The following is a 23077-nucleotide window of genomic DNA, read 5'->3' on the forward strand; positions in this document are numbered from 1 at the left end:
GGCTATTCTGGGGCATGGAAACGGGCCCAGTTGGCTTTAAGGAAGTTCGCCATCAGCTCGTCAATACGCCGTGCCAGACTCACGTCCAGCTCAGAAAGTGCGGTTTTTACCCGTAAATCACCGCGCGCTTGGGCAGGCTCACTGATCAACTGCCAATGGCGCTGCTCAAGGCTGCGTTCATCAAAATGCTGTTCAAGCACAGCTAGGTCTTCTGGATGCAAATACAGGGTAATTTTGGTGGTATCACCGTGATTATCGGCACCGGGCAAGGCCGACATCGCCTCTTGCACCGTGGCCAGCAATAGCTGTGGTGAAGTAGTGGCTTCGATTTTTAATAAATTGCGCGCCAGCTCTTGTGCCAGCGTCACCAAGCTTTGCTCCACCACTTTATCGACCTGCGCCAAGGGCGCTTGTAGCTGAGCGATAAGCTGCTCCCACTGCTGCACTTGAGCTGCAATTTGTTCGCGGCCCTCATTCAAGCCTTGCTCTGTGCCTTGGCTTAAGCCCGCGTCATGACCTTGTTGCATGCCCGTTAGGCGGCCTTCTTCTTCGCCTGCAATAATGCCTGCTTGCTTGCCTTGCTCAAAGCCCTCCTCATAGGCGGCTTGGCGAATTTCTTCCAGTGCTTCAGCCGTGAGCGGCTCAGGCTCGGGAGTATATACAGGCTCGTCATGAACAACGGTGGCACGGCGCTTAATATTCAGGGCTTGGGTGGGCTCTGGCTGAGGTTGCGTAACCCTAGACTCTGACAATTCAGGCCAAGGCCAGCTATCTGAGTCTGGCCCTGCTGCTAACTCTGCATCTAACTCGCTGCCAAATTCTCTGTTTAGTTCAGAGTTACGCCCGGCGGGAATGCGCCCAGGTTTTGCGCCATAAGGATGCCGACTCATATAAAGTCGTCTCCGCCGCCTTTAGACAGCATCAGCTCGCCACTGTCGGCCAAACGCCGTGCGGCAGCCAATATTTCTTTCTGCGCCAGCTCCACATCACTCACCCGCACTGGGCCCATGGCTTCGAGATCGTCTTGCAGCAATTCTGCCGCTCGCTTAGACATATTGCGTAAAAACTTCTCTTTAAGCTGATCGTCGGCACCTTTTAGCGCGCGCTGTAGCAGCTCGCCGTTTACTTCACGCAGCAGCATTTGCACGCCACGGTCGTCTATATCGATTAAATTTTCGAAGACAAACATCAAGTCTTGGATCTTCATGCTCATTTCTTCATCTTCATCACGAATGGCATCCATCAAGGTGCCCTCTACCGACGTATCCAGGTAGTTCATGATGTTGGCCGCCGCCTTTAAGCCGCCCATTTTCGCCGCTTTGGCACCACTTTGGCCGGCAAATTGTTTTTCCATAATGTCGTTCAGTTCTTGCAATGCCGCCGGCTGCACTTCTTCTAGCTCGGCAATGCGCATCACTAAATCTAGGCGCACCGGCTCAGCAAATTGCTGCAAAATTTCTGCCGCTTGCTCTGGATCTAAATACGACAACACTATGGTTTGAATTTGCGGGTGCTCGTTCAAAATAATGCCTGCTACTTGGCGCGCATCCATCCATTTCAGTGAATCCAAGCCGCGCGAGCCCGCACCCGCAGAGATTTGATCTACCAAGCGCCCTGCTTTGTCTTCACCCAGTGCTGCCACTAGTGCATTACGCACAAAATCTTGGCTGCCGACGCCAATTTTGGTGAAGCGCTGAATATCTTCGATAAATAATCGGTGTACCGCGCCCACTCGGTCGGGGCCAAAATCCCCCACGCCCGCCATTTTCATGCCCAGACGCTGTACTTGCTTAGGATCGAGGTGGCGAAATATTTGCGCCGCGTCTTCTTCACGCAGACTCAGCATTAACAGCGCGGCTTTTTCGGTGCCGGACATCTTATCGAGCACCTTTCGCTGCTCTTCCGTCACCATTAGCTGTTCAGTATTACTCATCGGCTTTCACCCAATCTCTGATCACTTGTGCGGCCAAGTCTGGCTCGTTGGCCACTAAGGCACGAATGGCTGACAATACGTCTTCATCTTTGTTTAAGTCAGGCAGCTGCAAGCGCCCTTCGCGGATCCCAAACATGCCTTCATCTTGCTCGGCTTGTTGGGCTAGTAGCGTTAAATCATCACTGCCCAACAGCGCATTTTGGCCATCTAAATCAAACTCTTCCGGCAACTCTTCGGTACCCAGCAAACGACGCACCATGGGCCGTACCAAGGTGATTAACAGCACCACCAATACAATCACGGCACCTAAAATACGCAGCATATGCAGGAACCAAGCTTGCTGATAAAACGGCGTGCCGGTTATATCCTCCATCACTGGACGATTAAAGGGCACGGCCACCACTTCAATGGCGTCTCCGCGACTCACATCAAAACCTAAACCACCGCGCAATAAACGGTCGATGCGCGTTAGCTCTTCTTCGTTTAACGGCTCCCGAGTAACGGTGCCGTCTTCGCCAATCACATTTTTATGATCCACCGCCACCGACACCGTTAAGCGGCGCACATCACCGGTCGAGCTTTGGCTGTGACTAATGGTGGTGTCGAGCTCAAAGTTACGGGTCGCCTCTTTGCGCGAGCGATCATTACGCCGCTCTTGAGCCGCTAAACCCGCGGCATCTTCCGGTATATCCGACTCGCCCGGCGGCTGGTTCGTTAAAGCGCCGGGAATACCCAGCGCACCTAGGCCTGATGAACTGTCTTCCATCACCATCTCAGAGCGCACGGCGGGCAAGTCTGGATTATAGGATTTAACGGTTTGTTCGGTGCGAGTAAAGTCGAGGCGCACGTCCACCTCCGCCGTATAATTGCCTAAACCTAATACTGGGCTCAAGATAGAGTCGATTTTTTGACGATACTCTCGTTCTTGTTTTTGCTGCAGTTCAAATTCTCGACGGCTGCGCGCCGACAGCGGATCTTGCGAGCCAGAATTTAACAGTCGCCCGTTTTGATCGGTAACCGTTACTTTATCTGGGGTCATTTCCGATACTGCGGAGGCCACCGTATCTACAATGGCATCCACTTCTTCTTGGCGCAGCGTACTGCCACGGCGTAAATTCAATAACACAGTGGCGCTGGGTTGGCGTTTATCACGCACAAATACGTTTTCACGCGGGATCGCCAACAACACTTGCGCCTTGCTGACGCTGTTGTATTGCTCAATAACGCGGGATAATTGACGCTCACGGCTTAAGTTTAAGCGCTCACGCTCTAAGCGTTGGCTAATACCAAAACCCGGGTCAGATAAAAGAATAGAGTCGCCCTCAGGCGGTGCTTGTTGCAGGCCTGAACGACGTAAATTGAGTTGTATGTCTGAGAAACGGTCTGCGCGCACCAATACCGTATTGCCTTCAATCTTATAATCGACTTTTTGGCTATCTAAATAATCAAGGGTTTCAATCAGTTCTTGATTGTTGTACATGCCCAAAGGGCGCATCTCCGGCTCTTTGCCCCACAGCAACAGAAACACCGCCAGCGCCAAACAAATGGCCAGCGCCAACATGATAATAACCTGTCGCAAAATGTCGGTATTACCCAACAGAGCCAGCGGGGTACTCTTTTGCTCATCCGCCTCGAGCGAATTGGCATCTGTGGTGGTCAGTGCGGTTTTGTCGGAATTCACCAACGGATTATCAGCCACCAATTACATCCTCATACCGGCATATTCATAATGGTTTTATAGGCTTCTACCACTTTGTTGCGCACCTGCACGGTGGCGTCAAAGGCAATGCTGGATTTTTGCGATGAGATCATCACGTTTTCTAGGCTCACAGATTCATCACCCATTTCAAAGCGGGTACGCAAATCATCGGTACTTTTCTGCAAGCCATTAACACTGTTTACCGCTTGGCTAAGCAAAGCCGCAAAGTCCTGTTGTGGTGCCAGTGCGCTGGGTGCCGCCAGCGGTTGCAGCTCACTGCGCATGGCCTGCATTTCTGATAATAAGCCGGTCGCTTGAATATCCATCTGCCTTGGCTCCTGAATCAATAGGGGAAGGTAATCATCACATATAGACATACTCATGCAATCTTAGTGCCACCTAGTACAGGCGAAGAATTACAGCAAGTGGCCAGTATATAGTCTATGGGGTAGAAAACACAGGGCTGCGCTGTGAGGAGTAAGGTGTGAGACGGTAAGACGCAGGACCAGAACGGTGTTTATGTTTTAAGCCGTCTTACTGATGGCCATCAGGATGACTGCTATAACAAAACATACTCTGTAGTCGGCACTTCTTTGCGGATAGTGTTTCTGGGCTTCGGTAGACTTCTGAACTTGTAGCCGGCAACTTGTTCGCCGGGCCAGCATAGCTGGCTGTTTTTAAACAAGACACCAAACCATGGCGAAGTCCTCTTCGCCGAAGATACGGCCACCCTACAAAAGGCCAGAGCCAAACCATAACCTTGGTCCTTGCGAGGAGTGCAACGACACGGCAATCCATGGTTAGGTACCGCGCCGCTGTAGTATGGATTGCCGCGCTACGCTCGCAATGAACAAGGGCGCATCACAACAGAGTATCTACATAACCCGACATCGACCGCGGAGCGGCCAACGGCCACACAAAAAACACAGCCCCTACTGCCGTCATACCGTGCTCGCCACGGTATCTCGTTCTTAGCGCTAAAACCCAAAACTAGATCCTGATGGTCATCAGGATGACGGCATAAGTGCGAGATCCTGACGTGCGTCAGGAAGACGGCGGAGGGAGTGCTCTTCAGGTTTATTTTTGCCGTCATACCGGACCTGCTTTGGTACTTCTGGTGGCTGTATTTTAAACAGGTTCCGCCTGCGGCGTAATGCGAGAACAAGTGTTCGCCTACAAAACCAGATGTCTCTTGTAGCCCGCAACTTGTTCACGGGGCCAGCGTAGCTGGATAGATTAAATACAAACCTAAAACAAAACCGAGTAAACAATTTACCTACACTGAGCCACCTTCCAAAATCACATTCAACATTCAACATTAAAAATTAAGCGCTGCCCTCAAACCTCCATGCCCGCTTCGCGCATGCGCGCCAGCTTATAACGCAGAGTACGTGGGCTAATGCCTAACTGTTCGGCTACTTGTTGGCGACTGCCGCCATGTTCTTGCAGCGTCTGCCAAATAATTTGCTGTTCTTGGCTGGCTAACTCTTGGCTTAAATCCGTAGCCGTCGCTTTATTCACTTCGCCCGCAGAGTCGCAAGCCGCATAACCACTGCTCGCCTCATTAATCGTTAACTCTACAACCGGCACACTGGGGTTTGCACTCAAAGGCATAGCCGCAGGCGCTAGCAACTCATCCAACAAGATATCTTGTGCTTCAATCACATCATTTTGCGCCAAAATTAAGGCCCGCTGAATAACGTTACCTAGCTCGCGCACGTTGCCCGGCCACTGCCAAGCCAGCAATCTAGCTTTGGCAGACTCACCTAATTTCAACTGGCCACGGCCTAGCTCTTTGGCGTAGCGCTGCAATAAAAACTCGGCTAACGGCACTATATCGCCGGGGCGCTCGGCAAGCGCCGGCCAATGCAGCGGGAACACATTTAAGCGATAAAATAAGTCCTCTCTAAAGCGGCCATCCGCCACCGCTTGACGCAAGTCACAGTTGCTAGTTGCTAACACCCGCACATCCAGTGCAATGGTTTTTCGCCCACCTAGGCGTTCTACTTCACGCTCTTGTAACACCCGCAATAACTTAGCCTGCAGGTTTAAGTCCATCTCGGTAATTTCGTCCAGCAAAATGGTGCCGCCATTGGCCTGTTCAAACTTACCCGGATTGCCTTGCACGGCACCGGTAAAGGCGCCTTTTTCATACCCAAATAAAGTGGCTTCTAACATATTATCGGGAATTGCCGCGCAATTTATCGCCACAAACGCAGCATTAGTACGATCGGATTTTTGATGAATAAAGCGTGCCAGCACTTCTTTACCAGTACCGCTAGGCCCGCTGATCATCACGCTGGCCCCTGACTCCGCTACGCGGGTGGCCAACTGCAACAACTGAATACTGCTGGCGTCCCCCACTACCGGATTACCATCATCCAGTACTGGCTGCGTAATATGGCGCGACACCACACTCAACAAGGTATCCGGCGTAAAGGGCTTGGCCAAATAGTCCACGGCACCGGCACGAATGGCCGCCACCGCGCCCGACACTTGGGCATAGGCCGTCATCACCAACACCGGCAAGCCAGGAATACGGCGATTGATCCAATCTAATAGCCCAAGGCCATCCATACCCGCCATTTGCACATCTGTGATCACTAGTTTCGCTGCATGATGTTGCAACCAAATGATGGCATCTTCCGCATTGTTTACGGGCGCACAAGAAAAGCCCGCCAGCAACAAAGTATCCTGCAGCGCCTGCTGCAAGCCCGCATCGTCTTCTACTAATAAGATATCAACCACATCTGGCTGCACTTCATAAGTCATGAATTGGCTTTCCTATTTTTTAACACCAAACCTAAAACCTCTTTGCCACGGAATCCACTGAAGAACACGGAAAAATAGAGATCAGATCTGAAAGGAATTATGGATGGTAAAGGCTAGACAGTAGAACATCAGAAGATGAGCTTTTCCCCCAATAAGGTCCCTCGGCATTTTTCGTTCTTATCCCGTCTTAATTTTTCCGTGGGTTCCGTGGATTCCGTTGCAAATATCTGTAATCACTATCTTTAACCCATCACTCTTCACCATTTTCGGCAACCACAAACTGAAACAGCTACCCTGCCCGGGCTCCGACTGCACGGATACTCGGCCTTGATGGGCGCGCATTACCGCGCTTACCGCCGCCAATCCTAAGCCCGTGCCTTGGCTGCGAGTGGTAAAAAACGGCGTGAAGATATTTTTCAGCACGCTTGGCGCCATGCCTTTACCATTATCTTGCAGTCGAATTTCTAGCTCACTCTCGGCCATTAACAACTCAAGGCGCAACTCAGTCGCTCCTGCATCAACGGCGTTTTCTAATAAGTTCAGCACTATGCCTTTTAGGGCATGGCGATTACCCAGCACTTGGCTTGATGTCACCTCTTGCTGAACAAGCGTTAAGGTCGCGCCTTTAGCGGCTAATAAAGCTGTTACAGCCTCTACGCATTCAGGCAATAACTCACTTAGCGCCAGAGTATCCGCTAATGGCGCTTGCTCGGGTTTAGCGAATAATAATATGTCGCTTATTTGACGCTCAATATCATTAAGCCGGTCGATTAAGCGCTGCTGAAACTGCACGCGTTGACTGTCTGATAACTGCGGGGATGCCAAATTGGCGCCATAGAGTATGGCGGCTGACAAAGGCGTGCGAATTTGGTGTGCCAGTGTCGCCGCCATTTGCCCCAATGCGGCTAAGCGTTGGGCATGGCTTTGCTGCGCTACCCAAGCGCGAGTGGGCGTAAGATCGGTAAGCTGAATTAACTGGCCAGGCTGGCCTTCAATATGAGAAATCGCCAACTGAATACGCCGACCATCTTTAAGCGACACCTGTAAACCATCGTCCGGTTGCGGCGCAAACACCCGCTCTATCACCGTCGGCCAAGCCTCGCCTAATAGCGGCTTATTTTGCAACGGCTCACCCAACGATGCAGCCAAGAGTATTTGCGCCGCCGGATTCACTAATGCCACCCGACCACGGCCATCCAGCCACACCACCCCGCTCGGCATGGCATTAACTAAGGCGGCCATACTGAAGGTTTCCGGCAGCACAGCTGTCGACTCATTAGACGCTGTCGGGTCATTAAGCATAGGGAAGGCACAATCAGGGGATGATAAGCTGTACATTCAATAAGCATGCCAGCCTGCCCCGTGAGAGGTAAAGAGTGAGGCGTGAGGAGGGTCGTTGCGAGGAGTGCAACGACGCGGCAATCCATGTTTGGGACCCTGTGCTGGCGTGCAGAATGGATTGCCGCGCTACGCTCGCAAAGACGGAATAAGGGCTTACCCTAACAACAGAGTGCAGAGCGGCTTAAAGACAACAACCAAGTCAACCGTCATATTCAATCTCTATTTCGCCTGTCACTTTTGCTTAGGCTTAGGCTTAACCTCAGATCTTACCTATAAAAATTCCTTTCAGATCTAATCACTATTTTTCCGTGGATTCTGTGGATTCCGTTGCAAAATAGCTTTAGATTTAGGTGTCGGACTATCAATAGGTTACGCCTTCGGCGTAATGCGAGAGCAAGCGTTCGCCTACAACCACAGGCTCTTGTAGCCCGCAACTTGTTCGCGGGTCCTGCGAAGCAGGATGGTTTCAAGTTTACACCTACAAAGCCACAGTGTTGAGCTGTGAATGTTGAATGTTGAATGTTGAGTGAAAAGCTTAACTCAACACTTATAACTAAAAACTCAACACTCGCTCTTTGTCCGTGTATTCAGTGGCAAAAAACAGGTTTAGATTTAGTGTTTAGCTTGGTGCCGGGTGCTTGGCGCCGGGCGCTCGGCGCTTCTTTTATTCCCTACTAATCCCGTACTTCTTCATTTTCTCTACCAAGGTGGTGCGGCGCATGCCTAGGTGTTCGGCGGCACGGGCCACTACGCCGTCGTTGACTTCTAACGACTGGGCAATCATGTCCATTTCAATGTTGGCCAGCATGTCTTTTAAGTTCACACCCTCGGCAGACAAGGTCGGTGCCAGAAAATCGGGCTCTTCTTCCTCGTCAGCTAGTGTTTGAAAATCAAAAAAGTCGGCTTCGTTTTCGCCTTCAAATTCACCGTTACCATGAAATATGGCCGACAGCGCATCGCGCTCATCTAGCTCATCAAAGGGGCGCGCCACTAACTGAGCATTAGATAAGACTCGGTATTTAATGGGCAAATCGCCTAACTGCACCACTTGGTTAGGGCATAAAATAAACATCCGCTCTACCAAGTTCGATAACTCACGCACGTTACCTGGCCAATGCCATTGTTGTAGTGACTCAATCGCCTCACCAGAAAACGACAACTCGGCGTTATGGGTAAGGCGGTGGCGACCAATCAGCTCATTGAGCAACAGCGGAATATCTTCTTGGCGCGCACTTAATGCCGGCGCTTCAATGGGGAACACATTTAAGCGGTAATACAAATCTTCACGAAAGCGCTGCTCAACAATCATCTGCTCTAAATCACGGTGCGTGGCCGCAATTACCCGCACTTTAGCGGGAATAGAACGCGTGCCACCTACCCGCTCAAAGGTGCGCTCTTGTAACACGCGCAGCAATTTCACTTGCATTGGCAACGGCATATCGCCAATTTCATCTAAAAACAGCGTGCCGCCTTCGGCTAGCTCAAAGCGCCCTTTACGCGCAGATACGGCACCGGTAAATGCACCCTTCTCGTGGCCGAATAATTCACTTTCTAATAATTCAGCGGGAATAGCGCCACAGTTTATCGGCACAAAAGGCCCATCACACTGTAAAGACAACAAATGAATAGCGCGAGCGATCACCTCTTTACCGGTACCCGACTCCCCCAGCAACAAGACGTTAGCTGGCTTGCTCGCCACTTGGCGGATCAGGCTTTTCACCTCAAGCATGGCGCCACTGTCGCCAATCAATAACTCGTGCAATTTACAGTCTTGATCGCGGGACACCAATACCGGTTGCCAGTTTTGTGCTTGCAGCAACAGCGAGGTTAGCTCGTCATACGTCAGCGAAGTTAATGCGCCCAATAAGTTAGGCTGATGGCTGTGCGCCGTTGTTAAGCTAATAAACGCTTGATGAGGAAAGGTATCTAGCAAGGCGCTTAAAGGAACATCCGTATCCCCCACCAATACCGTCAAATTTTGTGGTTGGTCCTGTAGCCAAGCGTGATCTTCCGCCCGGCTACCACTGCGCCACTCCACCTGCATAAATGACAATATGGCTTCAAGCCTTAAGCGTCGTTCTTGGTTATGATCCATGATCAAAACGCAGCCGTTAAAGCTCATAGGAATTATATCCTTACAATTCAGTTAGTTATTTGGCTTAATTTACATTGAGTATTTTAGTGCAGTACTTAACTGCAGCAAAATGTTGCTCTGCATTAAACACAGCATAACATCACAAAAAGCAGTGTACACCTTAGATGCCGTAATTCTGACACAAGCGTCAAAAAAACTCGAGCTAGGCTAGGCGTTCAAACTGTCCAAACAACCTGAGATTGATCTAGATCAAACCTAAAGATATTTTTGCCACGGAAGAACACGGAATCCACGGAAAAATAGAGATCAAATCTGAAGAATTTAATGGGGTAAGACCTAAAAAGTAGCTCAGGCTACAGATCGGTGTTTTGTAGGCGAACGCTTGCTCTCGCATTTCGCCAAAGGCGGAAACACAGGGTAGTGTTGAATTTTTAGTGTTGAATGTTAAGTTAAACCGTCATTGCGAGGAGTGCAACGACGCGGCAATCCATGGTTGGGACTCTGTGCAGGCGTGCAGAATGGATTGCCGCGCTGCGCTCGCAAAGACGGCATAAGGGCATAACACAACGGTTTCTTAGCCGTCATACCGTGCTCGCCACGGTATCTCGCTCTTAGCACTAAAACCCAAAATCAGATCCTGACGGGCGTCAGGAAGACGGCTAAAACAACACACCACTCTTAGCCGTCATACCGTGCTCGCCACGGTATCTCGCTCTTAGCACTAAAACCCAAAATCAGATCCTGACGGGCGTCAGGAAGACGACTTAACACACAAACACCGGCTCTGGTCCTATGCAGTCTTACCGAGCTCGACTCGGTATCTGCTTTAAGTACTAAAATCTAAAAACCAGATCCTGATGGTCATCAGGATGACGGCATAAGTGCGAGTTCTTGACCTTCGTCAGGAAGACGGCACAGCCCCTTGTCGTAGATTTCGTTGCGAAAAAAAACCTTATCTCGGTCTTCCTCCCGTAACACCAGAAACAATAAAGGGTGAAGGTAAAGTTGTTAGGTTTAACCCTTCACTCTTTACACTTCACCCTTTACTAGCAGCCTTTACTAGCAGCCTTTACTAACAGCCTTTACTAACAGCAGAGTTCGCTTATGCAGGCACTGCTTGCTGTTCGAGTGGGATTGCATCCCAGCCTTCTTTAATATTGCGCAATAAACCGCTCACGCCTTCTAAGCGCTCGCTGCTGCCTTCGGTGTTGGCCAGCATTAGCTCGCGTACCATAAAGTCGTACAAATTTTCGAGATTAGCAGATATTTCACCACCAGCTTCCATGTCTAGCGAGGCCTGCAATTGCTGAATAATATCGATGGTTTTACCAATCAACTCGCCGCGCTGGCTAATATTTTGCTGCTCTATGGCTAATCGTGCCTTGGCCAGTCGCTCCAGCGCACCGGCCAACAGCATTTGCACCACTTTATAGGGGCTAGCAACGTCTATCTGGCTATGTACCGCTACTGTTTTATAAGCTTTCATTGAGCCGCGCATGAACTACTCCTGATTATTTTTTTTAACGTCGCCATATGCTCGGGTAGAGCGTCGGCCTTTTTGTAAGGTGGCCAGTTTTTCTGCCAATAATGTACGGCACTGTTCGGCTTGTTGCATCAAATGTTGCGAGCGCTCGATTAACTCAGCTGCCAGCTCTGCATTGAGCATGTCGGTATCTACTGAGTCTGCTGCTGATTGCTCTGCCCTTTGCATCAACTTTTGCATCAACTGCTGCAATAACTGGGCCCGCTCCGCTAATCGTTGCTCTATGGTCTCGGCTTGCAATAGCTCTGGATCAGCAAACTCGGCCAGCAATTTACTGTCTAGCCGATTTAGTTGTTCGAATAGGCTCACTTCTTGCCGCCGAAGCTTGGCATATTCTCAAAGGCGCTGATCACCGAGTTTAACTGCTGATTCATTTGCGCCACGGCGATGTCCATGGCAGAAAACTGTTTATATACCCGTTTTTCAAAATTGCTCATGTAATCGGCAAAATCATCGGCATCTTTTTCCAGCTTTGTCTTCTGCTCTTTTAGCGACTCGTTTTTATTGGTCAGTATGCCCTCTTTGCCAACAAAACCTTCCATCAGGGTATCCAGCTTGTTGCTGACCCCATTTTCGGACGAAAACAATAAGCCTACTTTTTCGAAATTGTCGGTAATCTGTTTTTTCAGTAAATCTTCATCCAGCTCTATGGTGCCATCTTGCTTGGTGGTAATACCCAGCGCAGTCAGGCTTTTCAACGGTGAGACCGCCCCTGCTACCGGCTCACTGAGCAGTTGGCGGATTTTATAATTTAAACTACGCGCGGTACTGTCGCCGTTCAAGGGTCCGGCTTTTTTAGTTTCCGCATTATAACTGCTCAGCTTATTGATGGTGTTCACCACCTTGTTGAACGACTCGACAAAGCCCTTCAAATTAGTTTCAACCGCACTTTTGTCATAACCAATGGTCAGTTTAGTGATGGGTTTATCACCAGCGGCATCATTCACTTTTTTTACATCAATGGTCACACCGGCAATGGCGTTTTTAACTTCATTGGTTTGGCTGGTTACCAGCGCACCATCAATGCTGATTTGCGCATTCTGAGCTGGCTGGCTCTCTGTGGTTAACCCTAAAGTAGCCAAACTATTGCCGTCTTCACCATCATTATTGCTGGTAGCAGACACCGTTATTTTATTATCAGTACCGGTTTTGTCGGCAAAATACACCAAGCGTGAGCCATTATCGTCAGTGATAACAGTAGCGCGCACGCCTTTGTTATCTTCGGCGTTGTTAATGGCGGCGGCCACATCGGCCAGTGAGCTTTTGTCCTTATCGATATTGACCGTAAAAGACTCACTACTCCCTACACCCAGCGTCAAGCTACCGGAGCCCAAGGCTTTGTCTGGTGCCACAGCATTGGAGCTCAGCTTATGCGCTTGAGCCAGCTTAATCACCTGCAAGTTATAACTGCCGGCTACGGCATCTTTATCCGCTTTGGCGGTCACAAAGCCTGTTTCACTTAAACTAGTAGAGCGCTTTTGAAAGGCTTCTTCTTCGCCGAGTTTTTTAAGGGCGGTTTTAAAGTCATCCAATACGCTTTTTAGTCCTCCATAGGCAGACAATTTTACTTCAATGTCGTTGGCGCTACGGGCCAACTGCTTTTCTTTGGGAGCCCGCTCGGCATTAACCGTGGCATCTACAAATTGTTGTACCGGGAAGCCCGAGCCTACCCCGGGTAATTTTAAACCGCTCATAATATTACCCTCTGTTTTAGCTCTCGATTACGCCTTAACGTCAATCAAGCCGCCACTGGCTTCGGCCAACCGAGCAATCACCTCTAACAATTCCTCGGTGGGAATTTGGCGAATAGTATCACCACTTTTGCTATCAATCACGGTCACCACATTACGCCCCGAATCTTCATCTACCCGAAATTTAAGCTCATGGGTAAAGCTACCAACAAATGAGTCCATTTGCTCGGCCATGTCGGTTAACTGTTCGGTGGTCAGCTCATGGGCTTCTTGTTCGGCAAGCACATCACTCTTAGCATCGGCTTTGTCTAGCGCTTGCACGGCTTGTACCGTTTGGGTTGCTGCACTGCCTAGCGGTTGTGTGGTCGCGGATTGCTTAGCACTCATCTCAGAGGCCAAAACCGGTGCTTTGGGGGGTAAAGAAGAAAAAGTATCCATGGTTGCATCCTCAAGCGTGTGCCATACAGATTAACAAATGAAAACGCTGTTTAGCTTAATGCTTTAACAAAAAAAAACGTGTGAAGTGTGAAGGGTAAAAAGTGAAGCGGACGACATAAGCAAAGACTACACACCATGCTCAGTTCATAAATACTCGGTATTGCCAGCTTGTACCCTTACCCCTTTACTCTTCACCCTTTACCTGTTTTTGTTAAAAACATACTAAGCTAAACAGCCTTAAATCAAAACAACCGGGGGCTAAGCCCCCGGTTATCAGTACTTAGATTATTAACCCAGAAGCGAAAGTGCTGCCTGTGGGATTTGCTTGGCTTGTGCCAGAATCGACGTGCCGGCCTGCTGCAGAATCTGCTGCTTAGTCAGGTTCACGGTTTCCTGAGCAAAGTCCACGTCCTTGATGCGGCTCATACCGGCAGCGACGTTTTCCTGAATATTGGCCAGGTTGTTGATGGTGCTACCCATGCGGTTCTGGAACGAACCCAAGGTAGAGCGTTGAGTATCAATCTGCTTGATGGCCGAATCGATCGAGCCGATTGCATCTTGAGCACCTTGATAAGTGGAAATATCAATACTCCCTATGGCACCTAAAATATCAGCAGCACTATCAGCACCATACGTTGCAGTTTCAGCTGATGCCGCGAAGGTGCCCTGATCAGAAGATATATCCAGAGCTGTCACATCATTACTTGCAACAAGACTGATATCGCCGGCGTCATCTTTAACTGCATAGACACCATATTGATTAATCTGTTCGTTTATCGCACTCAGAGCGTCATCATCACTAACACCTTTTGCTATATCAACCGTTACTGTCTGAGCAGAAGTGGCGTTAGTAGTATTAGTAATAGCAAAAGTTAATGTTTCGGCAGCATCACCCAACTTGGTGTAATCCGCAGTAATACCAGTTACAGCTTTTCCTTTTCTGCTACCTAATACATCAGAACTGATACTGTCCAGCTTCAGAGAAACGGTTTCATTGGCATCCGCACCGACCTGAAAGTTTTTAGTAGCAAAAGAGCCATCTAAGAGCTTCTGGCCACCAAAGGAGGTTTTTTCGGCGATACGGGTCAGCTCCGACTGCAAATCACCTACTTCCTTTTGCATGGCATCCCGGTCGGCCTGACTATTAGTATCGTTGGCCGCTTGCAGTGACAGATCACGCATCCGTTGTAGAATATTAGTCGACTCCTGCATCGCGCCTTCGGCAGTTTGTGCCAAAGAAATACCGTCGTTGGCGTTCTTCATCGCCACGCCTATGCCACGTACCTGAGAGTTCAAACGGTTAGATATTTGCAGGCCGGCCGCATCGTCCTTTGCCGAGTTAATGCGGCTACCGGTAGACAGACGCTCCATAGAGGTTGCCAGGGCATTGGAAGATATATTCAGGTTGCGCTGGGCACCCATGGCCGTGATATTGGAGTTAACTGTAATCGCCATAATAAACTCTCCGTTGAGGTTTGTTCCGGCGCCATGCCGGTATGCTTAGTGTTATTGAAGCCTTCACTATTAAAGAGCAGTGCTTCGTTGTTAATTAAGGTATCGACGAGTGCTGCAGGAACTTTAAGCTTTTTTGTGTTTTTTTAGTTTGTTGCCTGAATACTGCTTTGCAAACTCCAGCTTCGCCGATGACCCTAGCTAGTTACAAATGAGTATCGGCACAAGAGCAGGAAGCTTTAGGAGAAAATCAGCGCCCTGCGCTCAGCACCAGGCGCCCAGCTTTAAAGCACCAAAACTAACAGCGAGATCCTGACGTGCGTCAGGAAGACGGCTAAAAAGACAGAAGCCCCCTACTGTCGTCATACCGTGCTCGCCACGGTATCTCGCTCTTAGTACCAAAACACCAAATCAGATCCTGACGTGCGTCAGGATGACGGCTAGAAATACAGAAGCCACCCCTACTGTCGTCAAGTCTCGCCGGCTAACCTGCCACCCATTGTTAAAAGACTCCGAAAAGATCCATTTAAAACCGATAACTTGGATTAACTGTCACCGTTAATAATAGTGTCTGCTGTAGTAGACAGATTAAGAGTTGTCGACTAGAGTAGACACATGAAAGAAATAATCGAGTCAAACGTATTCAAAAAATGGCTGAGTAATCTGCGAGATCGCAGTGCGCGAGTTCGTATCCTTCAGCGACTCGACCGCCTTCAAGCAGGTAATGCGGGTGACACTAAGCCAATAGGTGATGGGCTTTCCGAACTGCGTATTGATTGCGGACCTGGATATCGAGTGTATTACATGCAAAAAGGACCTATCGTCGTGATACTGCTATGCGGGGGCGATAAACGTGATCAAAATAGAGATATTGCTATGGCAAAAGAATTGGCCAAGGCATGGGGAGAAGAATGATGACAGAAAAAAAAGTAACTTTTAGTCGTTATGACACCGCAAATTATTTGCGCGACGAACAAGATATAAAAGCGTATTTCGACGTGGCGTTAGAAGATCGTAATCCAGCAATGATTGCGGTTGCTCTTGGTAATATCGCTCGTGCCCGTAATGTTAGCCAGCTTGCCCGAGATACTAATATGAGCAGAGATGGCATTTATAAGGCATTGTCGGGTCAAGGAAATCCAAGTTTTTCTACAATATACAAATTGGCAAATGCCTTGGGATACGACATTAATTTTGTTCCCAAAACGGTTTGAAGATGTTTAGCTCGGTAGTAAAAAAGAAGCAGTCACTAAGATGCCACCAGATTCCTAACAAGACATCCATTGTTAAAAGAGCCTTCGTCAGGAAAACGACTAAGGGCGACTGGAAGCAGTAAGCTGTACACCGTAAGCAAAAGATAAACACCGTTTTTTGTAGTCCACCCACTTGTTCGGCGGTCTTGCGGAGCAAGATGGTTTTAAAATCCCGCTGAGACGGGACTATCAGCTAAAGCGATAGCCTACAAAAAACCCGAGCAGATCCTGACGTGCGTCAGAGCTTCCTAACAAGATCCCCACAGTTAAAAAACCAAACAAGCCCCATATTGAACCACAAACCTAGAATGGGGATAATTGTAACGATTTGATGCGATGCGCTAGTAATGCGCAGCATTTAGCGGGAGTTATTCATTAAAAGATAATTTTGATGTCTCGATAGAAATTTTCGTGGGTACCAAGAGCCATTAATTCGAGTGTCACGGTGCCATCTTCATAGCTGTAGCCAAGCAATGTAAGCTGTTTCACCATCTTAAATTTATAGACAAAAAGGAAAGCAAGGTCGCCTTTTTTCTGCTCGCCTAATAGCGGATTTTCGATTAGCTTTTTAATCGCTTTATCTAGATCCGCTTTTTGGTTTTGGTGAAGTTTTTTTACCGATTTTTTAAAGGTAGGGGTTTGCAGGATTTGGGTTATGTTAGCCAAACTTATATGCCTCAAGCTTACCGGCTTCTTTTTCTGCTTTGGCTATAATGGCTTGCTTGACAAACTCATAAGATAATTCTGGATTATCCTCCATCATTACACCAATTTTAGCCCAGTGTTCGATTTGTTTTGGCGTGGTACGGTGTAACGCCTTTCCCATGATGGCGGCTTTATCCACTAAATTTTGATCAAGGCGTATGCTAGCTGTAGACATAATGAGCTCCTTTGTTTACCTGCCACAATTGTAGCGTAACGCTACAATTGTGGCAATGAGCAACATTAAGATGAAGAACGCTAACGGGCTTCCTAACAAGACACCCATCGTTAAAAGGGTCCTCGCCCGTGAGTTTCGCCGGCCACTTTTACTTGGGTCTAATCTCAGCTCTTACCATCAAGCCCAAGATCCCTTTTCCGTGTTTTTCCGTGACTCTCGTAACAAAGAAGCGTGGCAAAAGATATTTAGGGTTCTAAGTCATTCCGCCTGGGTTGTAATGCGAGAGCAAGCGTTCGCCTACAAAACACCAAATCAGATCCTGACGTGCGTCAGGATGACGGCTTAAGGCAACGCTTTCTTGGCCGTCTTACCGTGCTCGCCACGGTATCTCGCTCTTCTGCCTTAAGAATGAGATCTTGACCGGCGTCAGGATGACAGCGAAAAACAGTTTGATGTGCTTAACAAATGATAAAACCCCTCTCACAACTGTACAAAATACTCTACAATCATCAGTATAAATCAAGATATGTAGAGTATTCTGTACATTATGACGTATTTAGAATTAGGCCAAGCAGTGCGTGAGCTGCGCCTGCAGCAGAAAGTATCACAGCAACAGATGGCTGATCATTTGGCCATTTCACGTACTACCTTGAATGCATTTGAACTGGGCCGTTCGGGAGACGTAGGCCTGAGAAAGGTAATGAAAATGCTAGATTATTTAGGCTCTGAAATATCACTTCGTGAAAAATCGCCCTTCCCTACTTTCGAGGAACTACGCGATGGCCGTTAATGATAATCCTTTGTCAGTATGGATAGCAGGGCAAGCTGCCGGTGAGCTGTTTAGTGAGCAAGGCGAGTTTGTATTTCGTTATGAGCCTGATATAGCTATACAAAACTTTGTCTCGTTAACCATGCCGGTGCGCAGCCGAGATTATTCACATTCCGCATTACCCCCACTTTTTGAGATGCATTTGCCCGAGGGTTATTTACTATCGGTATTGCAACGTCACTTTGCCAAGCTCAGCGGTGCTGATGATCTGAGTTTGCTTAAGTTGTTAGCGCCTAGTGTGCGTGGGAGGGTGCATTATCAAGTAGATGCTGAAGCCGTTCAGCCCTTGGAGCTTACAGACTTACTGTCCCCTACTGCCGGGCTATTTGATGAGTTGGTAGTACGCTTTGCTTTGCACTCGCCTGTAAGTGGCGTACAGCCCAAAGTGTTGGCGCAAATCCAAGATAAAGCCACGTTGCGCATGGAGGATTACATTGTTAAGGCCTGGGGCCCAGATTATCCGCAGTTAGCACTAAATGAATATTGGTGTATGCGGGTATTAAAAGCCGCTGGCATTACTGTGCCTGAATTTTATTTGTCCGACGATAGCGCTCTTTTTATTATAAAACGCTTTGATTTAACCTCGGCTGGGCAATGGCTAGGATTTGAGGATATGTGCGTATTAGCCGCCAAAAGTCGCAAGCAAAAGTACGAGGGTAGCTATGAACAGTTAGCTAAAAGCATCACCAATTTTGTTTCTCCACAACACAAAGTCGCAGCACTGCAGCAGTTTTTTAAGATGATGGTACTGAATAATCACTTACAAAATGGTGATGCACATTTAAAAAACTTCGGCCTACTGTATGAAAACATTCATAACATCTGGCTAGCACCCGCTTTTGATGTGGTTAGCACTACGGCCTATATTAAAAATGATGTGTCTGCATTGACTTTAATGGGTAGCCGTAAATGGTGGTCGCGTAAGAATTTGCTAACTTTTGGCGTACAGCATTGTGAATTAACTCAAGCACAGGCGAATGCTTTATATGATGAGTGCGAGCAGGCGATGGGGCTAGTAGCAGCACAAATACAGCAAGCACTAACTACAGAAGTGATGGCTGATAAGCAGCAGATACTCATGCATTTGTTATCATGCCTTGCGCCAAAGTGAGCCGATCTGAATTGAGTATCTACAAAAAACACTTCTGTCACCGTGTCGGATCAGCTTGGATATCTACTCTTATCCCTAAAAACCAAGCGAGATCCTGACGTGCGTTAGGATGACGGCTAAAAATACACAGACACAGCCCCACTGCCGTCATACCGTGCTCGCCACGGTATCTCGCTCTTAGTACCAAAACCTAAAAATGAGATCCTGATGGTCATCAGGATGACGGCTTTAGGCGAGATCCTGATGTGCGTCAGGATGACGGCGGAGGGCGACACTGTCTGCTATCCGCATATGTCAGGCCATAAGTCTCGCCATTGGGGATTGCTCTGCTCTATAAGCTGAATTTTCCATACTCGCTTCCAATTTTTAAGCTGTTTTTCGCGCGATAGCGCATTGTACATATCATCAACCATTTCGAAGTAAACTAAATTCTTCAGGTTATAACGCGCGCTAAAGCCGGCTGCTTGCTGGTTTTTGTGTTGCCAAACTCGCTGTATAAGGTTGCTTGTCAGTAAGCGTCACAGCATCCACACCTGTTTAGGCCATTTTTAATACCGTAGATTATCCGTTTTAATGAACGAGGTGATCTATGAGTCGTAAACATCGTAGCGAGGCGCAGTGGCTTGAGCTAATTAACGCCTTCGAGAAGAGTGGACAAAGCCAAGCCGATTTTTGTGCTGAGCAGAACGTAAGCTCGGCCTATTTTAGTCAACGTCGACGTGCATTGCGCAATCTTGATGAACCCACTTTCGTTGAGGTAAAAGCCCTGGCTGCCCATACTTTTCTATCTCCTCACTCGGTAAGCCCGGCACTCACGCTACGTTATCAGCAAACTGAACTGGCATTGCCGCTCTCGGTAGAGCCGCGCTGGTTGGCCGGTTTGATAAAGGCGCTGTCGGCATGAAGATGTTTGTTGAGCCGCCCGCCATTTATTTGCATAAACAGCCGGTGGATTTCAGGAAAAGCATTAACGGGCTCAGTATTATCGTGGAAGAGCACATGCAGCTATCTTCGTTCAGCGGCGCGTTGTTTGTGTTCTGCAATCGACAGCGGGATAAAATCAAGGTGCTGTATTGGGACCAGACCGGTTTCTGCCTGTGGTACAAACGGCTTGAGCAAGACAAATTCAAGTGGCCGAAGACGATGTCAGGAGAAGTGCTGACCTTATCAGAACGCCAGTGGCATTGGTTGCTGGAAGGCCTCGATATTCAGAAAATGACTGGCCATCAGCCGCTGCAATTTACTGCTGTTTATTGAGGATTATCTATGCCATTTACGCCTAAAAAAGCCTGATATATTAAGGCGTTCACGACGGGTTTATAGTAAAATAAGCACCATGAAAAAGACCCGTGCCACCGCCATTCCTGATGATGTCGAGAGCTTGAAACAGCAGCTACTTGAGATGCAAACCTTGCTGCAAAAATCGCAGCGAGAGAGCTTGCATCATCAACAGGAAAGTGAACGGGTGCAGAAAGAAAGTGCCCATCATCAGCGAGAAGCGAAGCGTTTTCAGCAGTTATATAACCACGCGCTTGAGCAGTGGCAATTAGCGTTGAGGAAGCGTTTTGCGGCCAGCAGTGAAGGTCACCCCGGCCAAGGCGAGTTGTTTAACGAAGTCGAGGAGTGCCTGACGCCCAGCGCCGAAGAAGTCGCCGCCGATGAAACCATTACCTACACGCGCAAGAAGTCGCGTCGCCCGAGCTTGGCGGCTGAGCTACCCCGTGAAGATGTAGTGCATGATATTGCGGACGCAGACAAGGTCTGTGATGACTGCGGCCATGATTTACATCAGATGGGTGAAGAAGTCAGCGAGAAGCTAGAGTTTATTCCGGCCACGGTGAAAGTCATTCGTCATATCCGACCGAAGTACAGCTGCCGTTGCTGCGAACAACAGGCTACGCGTACCACGATTAAAATAGCACCGGCACCGGCCAGTCTGTTACCGAAAAGCATTGCCACCCCGACCTTACTGTCGCAAATCATTACCGCTAAATATCAGTTTGGGTTACCGCTGTATCGGCAAGCAGCGTTATTTAAAAGCTTCGGCATTGAACTGCACCGCCAAACCATGAGTCGATGGCTATTAAAGGTCAGCACCCAGTTAACGCCGCTTTATCAGCGGATGCACGCCTTGATGCTAGAGCGGCCGGCATTGTGGTCTGACGATACGTCAGTCAAGGTCATCGACGTTGATAAAGTGCAATGCACCATGTGGGTGTATGGCTGTGGCGGCGATAAACCCGCAGAGTCGCTGAATAATATGCCCTCACCGCCCAATATCGTGCTGTACGACTATCAAGATGGCCGCGGCGGCATACACCCCAATACCTTTTTAGCGGGCTATCACGGCTTATTGCACGTCGATGGCTACGCAGGTTATCACGGTACCGACGCGATGTTAGCCGGTTGCTGGGCGCATGCGCGTCGGAAGTTTATCGAAGCCAAAGCCGTGCAACCCAAGGGCAAAATCGGTCGTGCCGACCAAGCACTGAACCTAATACAAAAGCTGTATGGTATCGAGAAGCCCATTCGTCAGCTGTCGATAGAGGACAAGCGCGCTGCTCGCCAAGCCCAGTCGGCTCCTATCATGGAACAACTTAAAGCGTGGCTAGATAAAGCGCTGCACCAAGTGCCGCCCAAAAATGCCATTGGTAAAGCCATCGGCTACACCTTGAATCAATGGGACAAGCTGCAGGTGTATCTTGAACATGGCGCAGCAGCGATTGATAACAACCGTGCCGAGCGGGCCATCAAGCCGTTCGTGATTGGCAGAAAGAACTGGTTGTTCTCGAATAGCCGCAGCGGTGCCCAAGCCAGTGCCATGCTGTACAGCCTGATTGAAACCGCCAAAGCCAATGACGTACCGCCGGGTGTTTATCTCACGGCACTGTTTGAACAATTACCTCATCTCATCGATGGCGAGTCCGTCGACCACCTGTTGCCCTGGGCTATCCGCTTATAACTCATCCCTAAGACGACACGTTAACATCGGTTAATGTGGCTTGTTAGGTGTGGTTCCAGTGACGCTTACGCTTGTCACACCTATGTATAAGGTGCCTTGAGGTTTATTGGTAAGAATGTAAACAGCGGGTGACTTATGCATAAGTTCAATTTTGGCGGGGTTATAGAGGAAGAGTAGCTAGTTGTTACATGCTCTGCTGAGCCTATTTACCTAAATAAAAAACCGAGATCCTGACGTGCGCCAGGATGACGACTAAAAATACAGCAGACACAGCCCTACTGCCGTCATACCGTGCTCGCCACGGTATCTCGCTCTTAGTACCCAAACACCAAATCAGATCCTGACGTGCGTCAGGAAGACGGCTCAAGGGCGCGCTCTTAAGGTTTATTTTTGCCGTCGTACCGGACCAGCTCCGGTATCTCGCTCTTAGTACTAAAACCTAAAAACTAGATCCTGATGGGCATCAGGAAGACGGCCAAGAGCAATCACAACACCGCTCTTTTTTGGCTCTACTCCCTTAGCTGTTTTACCGGACTTGCTCCGGTATCTCGTTTTATGCTTCAGGTCTAAAAACTAAACCGAGATCCTGATGGGCATCAGGAAGACGGCCAAGAGCAATCACAACACCGCTCTTTTTTAGCTCTACTCCCTTAGCCGTTTTACCGGACCTGCTCCGGTATTTCGTTTTATGCTTAAGGTCTAAAGACTAAACCGAGATCCTGATGGTCATCAGGATGACGGCCAAGAGCAACCACAACACCGCTCTTTTTTGGCTCTACTCCCTTAGCCGTTTTACCGGACCTGCTCCGGTATCTCGCTTTATGCTTAAGGTCTAAAGACTAAACCGAGATCCTGACGTGCATCAGGATGACGGCTAAAACAACACACCGCTCTTTGCCGTCATACCGTGCTCGCCAGGTATCTCGCTCTTAGTACTAAAACCTAAAAACTAGATCCTGATGTGCATCAGGAAGACGGCTTTAGGCGAGATCCTGACGTGCGTCAGGATGACGGCTTTAGGCGAGATCCTGATGTGCGTCAGGATCTAGTTTTTAGGCGAGATCCTGATGTGCGTCAG

22 protein-coding genes are annotated in these 23077 nt (G+C 48.8%); 7 read left to right on the plus strand and 15 right to left on the minus strand.

From position 1 onward, the window contains the following. Positions 1-2 precede the first annotated feature (2 nt). From fliH to R0134_RS10355, 12 genes are all read right to left on the minus strand, one after another. Positions 3-890 (minus strand): flagellar assembly protein FliH, encoded by an 888-nt coding sequence (gene fliH, locus R0134_RS10300; protein WP_319781827.1) that lies wholly within the window; start codon positions 888-890, stop codon positions 3-5. Beyond that, on the minus strand, positions 887-1933 hold the full coding sequence (gene fliG / locus R0134_RS10305) for a flagellar motor switch protein FliG (RefSeq protein WP_319781828.1): 1047 nt from the start codon (positions 1931-1933) through the stop codon (positions 887-889). Before fliG ends, fliH begins: the two co-directional genes overlap by 4 nt. Further along, positions 1926-3632: a flagellar basal-body MS-ring/collar protein FliF gene (gene fliF, locus R0134_RS10310; RefSeq protein ID WP_319781829.1), complete on the minus strand. Its 1707-nt coding sequence runs from the start codon at positions 3630-3632 to the stop codon at positions 1926-1928. The genes fliG and fliF overlap by 8 nt, the downstream gene beginning before the upstream one ends. Positions 3633-3643: 11 nt before the next feature. Continuing rightward, complete coding sequence (fliE, locus tag R0134_RS10315; protein WP_319781830.1) at positions 3644-3958, minus strand: flagellar hook-basal body complex protein FliE; 315 nt, start codon at positions 3956-3958, stop codon at positions 3644-3646. 1012 nt (positions 3959-4970) lie between these two features. Further along, a complete protein-coding gene (locus R0134_RS10320) occupies positions 4971-6404 on the minus strand; it encodes a sigma-54 dependent transcriptional regulator (RefSeq protein ID WP_319781831.1) in 1434 nt (477 codons plus the stop codon). Positions 6405-6581: 177 nt separating this feature from the next. Continuing rightward, positions 6582-7646: a sensor histidine kinase gene (locus tag R0134_RS10325; RefSeq protein ID WP_319781832.1), complete on the minus strand. Its 1065-nt coding sequence runs from the start codon at positions 7644-7646 to the stop codon at positions 6582-6584. A 763-nt stretch (positions 7647-8409) separates the two neighbouring features. Next, positions 8410-9867 carry a sigma-54 dependent transcriptional regulator gene (locus tag R0134_RS10330; RefSeq protein WP_319781833.1) on the minus strand — a complete coding sequence of 486 codons (1458 nt, stop codon included), beginning with the start codon at positions 9865-9867 and terminating at the stop codon, positions 8410-8412. A 1075-nt stretch (positions 9868-10942) separates the two neighbouring features. Then, positions 10943-11338 carry a flagellar export chaperone FliS gene (fliS, locus tag R0134_RS10335; protein WP_319781834.1) on the minus strand — a complete coding sequence of 132 codons (396 nt, stop codon included), beginning with the start codon at positions 11336-11338 and terminating at the stop codon, positions 10943-10945. Positions 11339-11341: 3 nt separating this feature from the next. Beyond that, positions 11342-11692 (minus strand): hypothetical protein, encoded by a 351-nt coding sequence (locus tag R0134_RS10340; RefSeq protein ID WP_319781835.1) that lies wholly within the window; start codon positions 11690-11692, stop codon positions 11342-11344. Then, positions 11689-13077, minus strand: a complete 1389-nt coding sequence (gene fliD / locus R0134_RS10345) for a flagellar filament capping protein FliD (protein ID WP_319781836.1) — start codon at positions 13075-13077, stop codon at positions 11689-11691. The genes R0134_RS10340 and fliD overlap by 4 nt, the downstream gene beginning before the upstream one ends. Before the next feature lie 27 nt (positions 13078-13104). Continuing rightward, positions 13105-13512, minus strand: coding sequence for a flagellar protein FlaG (locus tag R0134_RS10350; RefSeq protein WP_319781837.1), 408 nt, complete (start codon positions 13510-13512; stop codon positions 13105-13107). A 288-nt stretch (positions 13513-13800) separates the two neighbouring features. Beyond that, positions 13801-14967, minus strand: a complete 1167-nt coding sequence (locus R0134_RS10355; protein WP_319781838.1) for a flagellin — start codon at positions 14965-14967, stop codon at positions 13801-13803. Between the two features lie 612 nt (positions 14968-15579). Here R0134_RS10355 and R0134_RS10360 point away from each other — a divergent pair. Next, complete coding sequence (locus R0134_RS10360; RefSeq protein WP_319781839.1) at positions 15580-15879, plus strand: type II toxin-antitoxin system RelE/ParE family toxin; 300 nt, start codon at positions 15580-15582, stop codon at positions 15877-15879. Next, positions 15876-16178, plus strand: coding sequence for an addiction module antidote protein (locus tag R0134_RS10365; protein WP_319781840.1), 303 nt, complete (start codon positions 15876-15878; stop codon positions 16176-16178). The genes R0134_RS10360 and R0134_RS10365 overlap by 4 nt, the downstream gene beginning before the upstream one ends. A gap of 414 nt (positions 16179-16592) precedes the next feature. On the opposite strand, the gene R0134_RS10370 is transcribed toward R0134_RS10365, so the two are convergent. Together R0134_RS10370 and R0134_RS10375 are read right to left on the minus strand one after the other, a co-directional pair. After that, positions 16593-16883 (minus strand): type II toxin-antitoxin system RelE/ParE family toxin, encoded by a 291-nt coding sequence (locus R0134_RS10370; RefSeq protein WP_319781841.1) that lies wholly within the window; start codon positions 16881-16883, stop codon positions 16593-16595. Next, on the minus strand, positions 16876-17097 hold the full coding sequence (locus R0134_RS10375; protein WP_319781842.1) for a TA system antitoxin ParD family protein: 222 nt from the start codon (positions 17095-17097) through the stop codon (positions 16876-16878). The genes R0134_RS10370 and R0134_RS10375 overlap by 8 nt, the downstream gene beginning before the upstream one ends. A 547-nt stretch (positions 17098-17644) precedes the next feature. Here R0134_RS10375 and R0134_RS10380 point away from each other — a divergent pair. Both R0134_RS10380 and R0134_RS10385 read left to right on the plus strand, forming a co-directional pair. Next, the gene (locus R0134_RS10380; protein ID WP_087037840.1) at positions 17645-17887 is read left to right on the plus strand and encodes a helix-turn-helix transcriptional regulator; all 243 of its coding nucleotides are present in this window, start codon (positions 17645-17647) and stop codon (positions 17885-17887) included. Beyond that, on the plus strand, positions 17877-19037 hold the full coding sequence (locus R0134_RS10385) for a type II toxin-antitoxin system HipA family toxin (RefSeq protein ID WP_319781843.1): 1161 nt from the start codon (positions 17877-17879) through the stop codon (positions 19035-19037). The genes R0134_RS10380 and R0134_RS10385 overlap by 11 nt, the downstream gene beginning before the upstream one ends. A gap of 281 nt (positions 19038-19318) precedes the next feature. On the opposite strand, the gene R0134_RS16520 is transcribed toward R0134_RS10385, so the two are convergent. Continuing rightward, entirely contained in the window at positions 19319-19549 is a 231-nt protein-coding gene (locus R0134_RS16520) for a GIY-YIG nuclease family protein (RefSeq protein ID WP_413641460.1), read from the minus strand. 77 nt (positions 19550-19626) lie between these two features. On the opposite strand from R0134_RS16520, the gene tnpA reads away from it, so the two are divergent. The 3 genes from tnpA (at position 19627) to tnpC (ending at position 21999) form a co-directional block, all read left to right on the plus strand. After that, the gene (tnpA, locus tag R0134_RS10390) at positions 19627-19941 is read left to right on the plus strand and encodes an IS66 family insertion sequence element accessory protein TnpA (RefSeq protein WP_319781844.1); all 315 of its coding nucleotides are present in this window, start codon (positions 19627-19629) and stop codon (positions 19939-19941) included. After that, positions 19938-20294 (plus strand): IS66 family insertion sequence element accessory protein TnpB, encoded by a 357-nt coding sequence (gene tnpB / locus R0134_RS10395; RefSeq protein WP_319781845.1) that lies wholly within the window; start codon positions 19938-19940, stop codon positions 20292-20294. The genes tnpA and tnpB overlap by 4 nt, the downstream gene beginning before the upstream one ends. 79 nt (positions 20295-20373) lie before the next feature. After that, positions 20374-21999, plus strand: coding sequence for an IS66 family transposase (gene tnpC, locus R0134_RS10400; RefSeq protein WP_319781846.1), 1626 nt, complete (start codon positions 20374-20376; stop codon positions 21997-21999). Positions 22000-23077: the final 1078 nt, after the last annotated feature.

It is taken from the genome of Oceanisphaera sp. IT1-181, from assembly GCF_033807535.1.
In the GTDB taxonomy this organism is placed as follows: Bacteria; Pseudomonadota; Gammaproteobacteria; order Enterobacterales; family Aeromonadaceae; genus Oceanimonas.

Excerpts from the sequence above, each read along its gene's own strand:
- tnpC (WP_319781846.1), top strand. The coding sequence starts at position 20,374 with ATGAAAAAGACCCGTGCCACCGCCATTCCTGATGATGTCGAGAGCTTG.
- fliH (WP_319781827.1), bottom strand. The coding sequence starts at position 890 with ATGAGTCGGCATCCTTATGGCGCAAAACCTGGGCGCATTCCCGCCGGG.
- fliG (WP_319781828.1), bottom strand. The coding sequence starts at position 1,933 with ATGAGTAATACTGAACAGCTAATGGTGACGGAAGAGCAGCGAAAGGTG.
- R0134_RS10320 (WP_319781831.1), bottom strand. The coding sequence starts at position 6,404 with ATGACTTATGAAGTGCAGCCAGATGTGGTTGATATCTTATTAGTAGAA.
- tnpA (WP_319781844.1), top strand. The coding sequence starts at position 19,627 with ATGAGTCGTAAACATCGTAGCGAGGCGCAGTGGCTTGAGCTAATTAAC.
- tnpB (WP_319781845.1), top strand. The coding sequence starts at position 19,938 with ATGAAGATGTTTGTTGAGCCGCCCGCCATTTATTTGCATAAACAGCCG.
- R0134_RS10330 (WP_319781833.1), bottom strand. The coding sequence starts at position 9,867 with ATGAGCTTTAACGGCTGCGTTTTGATCATGGATCATAACCAAGAACGA.
- fliD (WP_319781836.1), bottom strand. The coding sequence starts at position 13,077 with ATGAGCGGTTTAAAATTACCCGGGGTAGGCTCGGGCTTCCCGGTACAA.
- fliE (WP_319781830.1), bottom strand. The coding sequence starts at position 3,958 with ATGGATATTCAAGCGACCGGCTTATTATCAGAAATGCAGGCCATGCGC.
- R0134_RS10365 (WP_319781840.1), top strand. The coding sequence starts at position 15,876 with ATGATGACAGAAAAAAAAGTAACTTTTAGTCGTTATGACACCGCAAAT.
- R0134_RS10350 (WP_319781837.1), bottom strand. The coding sequence starts at position 13,512 with ATGGATACTTTTTCTTCTTTACCCCCCAAAGCACCGGTTTTGGCCTCT.
- R0134_RS10325 (WP_319781832.1), bottom strand. The coding sequence starts at position 7,646 with ATGGCCGCCTTAGTTAATGCCATGCCGAGCGGGGTGGTGTGGCTGGAT.
- R0134_RS10380 (WP_087037840.1), top strand. The coding sequence starts at position 17,645 with ATGACGTATTTAGAATTAGGCCAAGCAGTGCGTGAGCTGCGCCTGCAG.
- R0134_RS10355 (WP_319781838.1), bottom strand. The coding sequence starts at position 14,967 with ATGGCGATTACAGTTAACTCCAATATCACGGCCATGGGTGCCCAGCGC.
- R0134_RS10375 (WP_319781842.1), bottom strand. The coding sequence starts at position 17,097 with ATGTCTACAGCTAGCATACGCCTTGATCAAAATTTAGTGGATAAAGCC.
- R0134_RS10385 (WP_319781843.1), top strand. The coding sequence starts at position 17,877 with ATGGCCGTTAATGATAATCCTTTGTCAGTATGGATAGCAGGGCAAGCT.
- R0134_RS10360 (WP_319781839.1), top strand. The coding sequence starts at position 15,580 with ATGAAAGAAATAATCGAGTCAAACGTATTCAAAAAATGGCTGAGTAAT.
- fliS (WP_319781834.1), bottom strand. The coding sequence starts at position 11,338 with ATGCGCGGCTCAATGAAAGCTTATAAAACAGTAGCGGTACATAGCCAG.